We start from the raw sequence: 5,552 nt of genomic DNA on the forward strand, positions 1-5,552 counted from the left end.
GAGGCGCTCTCCCAGCTCAGCGGCATACGGCAGATGGAGCGTGTGTGGCCTGTGCGCGAACCCATGGATATTGGGTGGCGCCCGGGCGTGAGGGTCGCGACGATGCCCAGGTGACCACCTCGGATGCGAGTGGACGAGGGCCGGAGCGGTGGACGCAATCCACCGTGTACCGCGACATGTGGGTGGATCCCGACGATGACCCGCGCGAGGCCGCTGACGAGGCCGTCGACGAACGAGGGATCCTGCTCGGGTATCTGAACCACTATCGGCTGACCCTCGAAATGAAGTGCGCCGACCTGGACGCCGAGCAGCTCGCCCGACGGTCCGTACCCCCGTCCACGATGTCTCTGCTCGGGCTGGTCCGGCACCTGGCCGAGGGGGAGCGACACGTGCGCCGGGTCATGGCCGGCGAAGACGCTCCGAAGCTGTACTGCACCGAGGAGGACCGGGACGGGGACTGGAACGGCGCGGTCGCCGATCCGGCCGTCGTGGAGGACGCCTGGCGGCAGTGGCGGACCGAGGTCGAGCTCACCGACGAGTTCGTGGCGGGGGTTGCCGACCTCGGCACCATGAACGCAGGGGCCTCCGACCTGGGCCCCGACGGAGCGGACCTCCAGCTTCGCGACATGCTCGTCGCCCAGATCGCAGAGTATGCGCGACACTGCGGCCACGCCGACCTCTTGCGCGAGCGCATCGACGGTCGCGTCGGCCAGTGACGTCTCCTGCACTCGCATCGCCGACACCGTCGTGTGTGGGCTGGACGCTCGCCGAGGGCAGGCCGGACGACCCGACCCGTCCTCGCCGGCGGTGATGGCTAACTGGGCTGAGTGAAGAGCTGGGCGTAGCGCTCGAGGTACAGGGGCCAGCCCTGTTCCTCGCCGACACCCTTGGACACGGCCGGCCAGCCAGGACCATGCCGGTCGAGGTTCCGGTGCTCCAGCTCCACCCGGGTGCGATCGGCGGTCTCGCTGATGAAGCGGACCTCGACCTCGCTCGAGTTCGACGGATCGGTCTCGAGCTGCCACGTCGGACCGATGTCCCAGCTGAAGACCAGTCGCCGTGGAGGCTCGAAGACGAGGATCCGAGCCCAGCGGCACTCGCTGCCGTCGGTTCCGCGGTCATAGATGTGCCCGCCCACGCGGGGCTCGAGGACCGTCTCCGCGATGGGCACGGAGAGGAGGTTGTGCTCCGGCGGCTTGAAGTCGCCGAACCGCTCGGTGAACACGTCGAAGGCCTTCTCCGCGGAGGCCGCGACCACGATCTGCCTGCGGACCACCGTCGTTGCTGTCTCTGTCATGACCTCTCCTCTGATTCAGGCTCGGCCGTGGCGTGCTCCACGGCTTCTCCGTAGCTGGCCAGCGCGCGGCTCCAGAAGGTGTCGAGCTGGTCGCGCAGGGCGGCGACGGCAGTGGGATTGAGTCGGTAGATCCGGCGGGTGCCGGCGACACGCTCATTCACGAGTCCGGCGTCCTTGAGTACCTTCAGCGCCTGGCTCACTGCGGGCCGGCTCACCGGGAGCTCCGCAGCGAGTTCGCCGACAGCGCGGGGGCGCTCGGCCAGGAACTCGACGATGGCGCGTCGGGTGGGATCACCCAGCGCCATCCAGCCATCTGCGTCTCGGTAAGTGACCATGAACCGTAAGTATTCACTTACGGAATGGGAATGTCAACGCCTCAGCGGCGTCCCTATCGCATCGGTGGTGGGTGCGCATCCGTGGGCGGCGGCGCGGCCTCGGAAGCTGGTGGAGGCGGCCCCGGCGTCGGCGGTCCGTGGGGCGGGCCGGGACGCTCGGTCTCACCGGCGTCGAGACGGAAGGGCGGGTACTCGTCTGTCATCAGCGCGACGTAGGCGCCGACCCGGTACACCCACCGGTTCAGACCGATGATGAGGTCGAACAGCCCCCTCGGGTACTCGCCGGAGAAGAGCAGGATGACCCCGGCGATGACGACGAGGAGGCCGAGGACGCCGAAGCCACCCCACTCCGTGTCCCAGCCTCTCCCGTCCGAATCGGTGGACCAGCGCCAGCCGTTGCCCACGAGGAGCGCGGTGATGACCAGGTGTGGGATGGCCAGGAGCCACTTGACGAAGATGAGGCCCCGAGAGAGCCGCTCCGGGTAGATGACATCGAACGTCGTGGGGTCGTCGGGCTGTTCGTCGAGGCTGAACGCCGGGTAGCGGTCCGTGCCCAGGCCTCCGGGACCGCTGTAGTACGACACCCGCCACGTCCACCGCAGCACTCCGACGTTGAAGTCGAAGAGTGGGCGTGGGTAGGAGCCGGTGAACAGGATCGCAAACCAGGCGATGACGGTCACCACGCCGAAGGCCGCCCAGAGGAACCCCAGCAGGATGTAGTGGGGGATCGCGAGGAACCACTTGATCAGCCAGAGCCCGCGCGAGAGGGCAGGATCGAGCCGGGCCGTCATGACCACAGGCGTTCCGGGGGATGTCAGCGCGACTGGCGTCGCGGCTGCGCCCGCAATGCCGCCCGCCGCTCCGCCCGCGGCTGCGCCCGCAACTCCGGGGGCGCCCACGCCCGTGTCTGAGACCGCGCCAGTCCGGTCGGCGCCAACGACCTGAGCCGGAGCGACACCGGGCGGGCCAGTCTGACGGTGCCTCACGGCATACACGATGAGCAGCGCGGCAATCACCGTCAGCACCAGACCGATCCCGATCAGGGTCCACGCGAGCGGCAGGAGGAACTCGGCGTGGGCGGACAAGGTTGCCGCGACGGCGACCCCGGGGGATCCATCGGCGTTCATGATCACGAGCGCCCAGCGGCCCGAGGTGAGCTCCCACGAGAGCTCGCGGGTGCCGCTTCCGGAGTCCTGCTCGACCCAGAAGTCCTGCTCTGTCGGCGCGGCGACCTCGGAGTCACCGTCTGCTCGTTCGTACTGCTGGGCTCCGCGCTCCACGCGGGTGAGCCGGTCGTGGGCCGTTCCGGCGAGATAGCCCTCGACCTCGGCGGAGGGTGCGATCCCGAGGAAGACCTCCTGTTGCGGGTCGGTCGGGGTCGCCCGAACGCGGACGTCCAGATCGAGCTGGTCGGCCACCCAGCGCTGCGAGAGCGGGTCGATGTCGATCAGGACGTCCTCGATCGTGGCCGCGACCGTGGACGTCTGCACCGTCCGCAGACTGCTGTTGAAGTAGCCAGCGTCGTCCCTGCCCAAGGCGTAGATCCCTCCGAGAGCGGCCCCGCCGAGCAGCATTCCGATCCCGGGCATTGCGATCAGGCACCCGATGACGAGTGCGGCGATGTGGCGTGACCTCATTGGCGGACCCCCAGTCCTGGCCGAGCTGTCCCTCGACCGTACGCCCGGGCAGGCCACGAGATCAGGGTTTGCGCCTGCCCGCCGGGAGATCCGCGTTGCGGGGGTCACGCTGCGCTCGGGCGACCAGGGACGAGGTCGGCTCCGGACGGTACCGGCCCGGCGGTATACCGCCGGGCGACGACGCAGCTCAGCTCTGGTCGGTGAACCGTTCCACCCCGTGTCGCTCACCGGAGACGATGATGAGGTCGCCTGCGAAGACGACGGTCTCCGGTGTGGCGTGCGTGAAGTCGGCCCCCTGCCGCTTGACGCCGACGATGGTGACGCCGTACTTGGAGCGGACGCGCGACTCGCCGAGTGGCAGGCCCAGGATGCTCTGGGGCGGCTGGGCCTTGACGATGGCGTAGCCGTCGTCGAACTCGATGTAGTCGAGCATCCGGCCCCGGACGAGGTGCGCGACGCGCTTGCCCATGTCGTGCTCCGGGCGAACCACGTGGTGGACGCCGAGCTGGCTGAGGATGCGTCCGTGGGACTGGCTGATCGCCTTGGCCCAGATGTTCTGGACTCCCAGACTGAGCAGGACCGACGTGCTGAGGACGCTGCTCTCGAGGTGCGATCCGATACCGACGACCGCCCGGTCGAACTCGTGCACCGACAGCTGTCGCATGGCTGCGTCGTCAGTCGCATCCGCCTCGACGACGTGCGTGAGGCGGTTGGCGAGCGACTGCACGACCTTGGGGTTGGTGTCGATCCCGAGGACCTCGATACCGTCGCGCTCCAGCTCGAGGGCGAGCGACTTGCCGAACCGTCCGAGACCGATGACGACGACGCCGCCGCCCTGACCGATGTGCCTAGCCAATGATGGGCCTTCCTTCCGGGAGCTGGTAGCGGCGCTGGCGATCACGCAGCGCGAGAGCCGAGACGAGCGTGATCGGACCGAGGCGTCCGAGGAACATGAGGATCACGAGGACCACCTGCGCCGAGCCGGGCAGCGACGCGGTGATGCCCGTGGACAGCCCGACCGTCCCGAAGGCCGAGGTCGTCTCGAAGAGGACGGCCGCGAGGGAGTGGTCGGTGAGCTCGATGAGGAGCAGGGTCGCGCCCACGATGGCGGCGATCCCGAGCAGGGCCACGGTGAGCGCCTGCCGTTGGGTGCGCGTGTCGATGCGCCGGTCGAAGGCGTTGACCGACCTCTCACCGCGCGCTTCGGCGAGGATGGCGAAGAAGAGGACGACGAAGGTGGTCACCTTGATTCCTCCCGCGGTCCCGGCGGAGCCGCCGCCGATGAACATGAGCATGATGGTGCCGAGCAGGGTCCCGTCGGTGACCTCGGCGTAGTCCCAGGCGTTGAAGCCGGCGGTCCGCGGCATGACCGCATGGAAGAACCCGTTGAGGACCTTCTCGTCCGTGGGCAGGGGGCCAAGCGTGTTGGCGTTGCCCCACTCCCCGGCCGTCACGAACAGCGTCCCGCCCAGCAGGAGGACCGCCGTCATGCCGACCGTGAGCTTGGTGTGCAGGCTCCACTTGCGTGGCCGCAGCTGCCGCCGGAGCTCCATGATGACGGGGAACCCGAGACTGCCGCCGACGACCGAGAGGGCGATCGGTAGCAGGATCCACGGGTCGTCGGCCATCCCGATGAGGTTGTCGCTGAAGAGGGAGAACCCGGCGTTGTTGAACGACGAGATCGAGTGGAAGACGCCCAGCTCGATCGCGCGCCCGAGGGGCTCGTCGTACCCGAGCGCCCACCGTGCCGTCAGCAGCACCGCCACCGAGAGCTCGAAGAGCAGGGTCACCCGCATGACACCGAGCAGGACCCGGCGCACGTCACCGAGGTCGAGACTCTTCGTCTCCGCGGCCGCCGTGATGCGGGTGCGCAGGCCCATCCTGCGGGACACGAGCATGCCGAGCAGGGAGGCCATCGTCATGATGCCGAAGCCACCGACCTGGATGAGACCGAGAATGACCAGCTGGCCGAAGCCGGACCAGTAGGTCGGGGTGTCCACCGTCACGAGGCCGGTCACGCACACTGCGCTCGTGGCGGTGAAGAGCGCGGTGACGAGGGGCGCGCCTCCCGGCCCGGAGCGCGACAGGGGCAGCCACAGGAGCACGGTGCCCACGGCGATGGCGATGGCGAAGGCGGACACGACCACCTGCGAGGGGTGGCGAAGCAGGGACCGCCGCCTACGCGGCAGATCGCGCGGTGGTTGCGTCGCCGGCGCGGTTGGGGCTGCTGCCGCCAGAACGATCCGGTCGCTACGTGCTGACACTCTCATCTCCATCAGGCCC

General features: G+C 69.0%; 6 protein-coding genes. 1 reads left to right on the plus strand and 5 read right to left on the minus strand.

What is annotated here, in order from left to right; genetic code table 11:
* The first annotated feature begins 110 nt into the window (after positions 1-110).
* On the plus strand, positions 111-716 hold the full coding sequence (locus LOY02_RS16765; RefSeq protein ID WP_317183513.1) for a DinB family protein: 606 nt from the start codon (positions 111-113) through the stop codon (positions 714-716).
* 98 nt (positions 717-814) lie between these two features.
* Here LOY02_RS16765 and LOY02_RS16770 read toward each other — a convergent pair whose 3' ends face one another.
* The 5 genes from LOY02_RS16770 to LOY02_RS16790 form a co-directional block, all read right to left on the minus strand.
* Positions 815-1,297 carry an SRPBCC family protein gene (locus LOY02_RS16770; RefSeq protein ID WP_317183514.1) on the minus strand — a complete coding sequence of 161 codons (483 nt, stop codon included), beginning with the start codon at positions 1,295-1,297 and terminating at the stop codon, positions 815-817.
* Positions 1,294-1,632, minus strand: coding sequence for a metalloregulator ArsR/SmtB family transcription factor (locus LOY02_RS16775; RefSeq protein ID WP_317183515.1), 339 nt, complete (start codon positions 1,630-1,632; stop codon positions 1,294-1,296). Before LOY02_RS16775 ends, LOY02_RS16770 begins: the two co-directional genes overlap by 4 nt.
* A gap of 53 nt (positions 1,633-1,685) precedes the next feature.
* Positions 1,686-3,269 (minus strand): DUF4389 domain-containing protein, encoded by a 1,584-nt coding sequence (locus LOY02_RS16780; RefSeq protein ID WP_317183516.1) that lies wholly within the window; start codon positions 3,267-3,269, stop codon positions 1,686-1,688.
* Positions 3,270-3,456: 187 nt separating this feature from the next.
* Positions 3,457-4,125: a TrkA family potassium uptake protein gene (locus tag LOY02_RS16785; protein WP_317183517.1), complete on the minus strand. Its 669-nt coding sequence runs from the start codon at positions 4,123-4,125 to the stop codon at positions 3,457-3,459.
* Complete coding sequence (locus LOY02_RS16790) at positions 4,118-5,545, minus strand: TrkH family potassium uptake protein (RefSeq protein ID WP_410505966.1); 1,428 nt, start codon at positions 5,543-5,545, stop codon at positions 4,118-4,120. The genes LOY02_RS16785 and LOY02_RS16790 overlap by 8 nt, the downstream gene beginning before the upstream one ends.
* Positions 5,546-5,552: the final 7 nt, after the last annotated feature.

It is taken from the genome of Intrasporangium sp., assembly GCF_032907665.1.
Lineage (GTDB): Bacteria > Actinomycetota > Actinomycetes > Actinomycetales > Dermatophilaceae > Intrasporangium.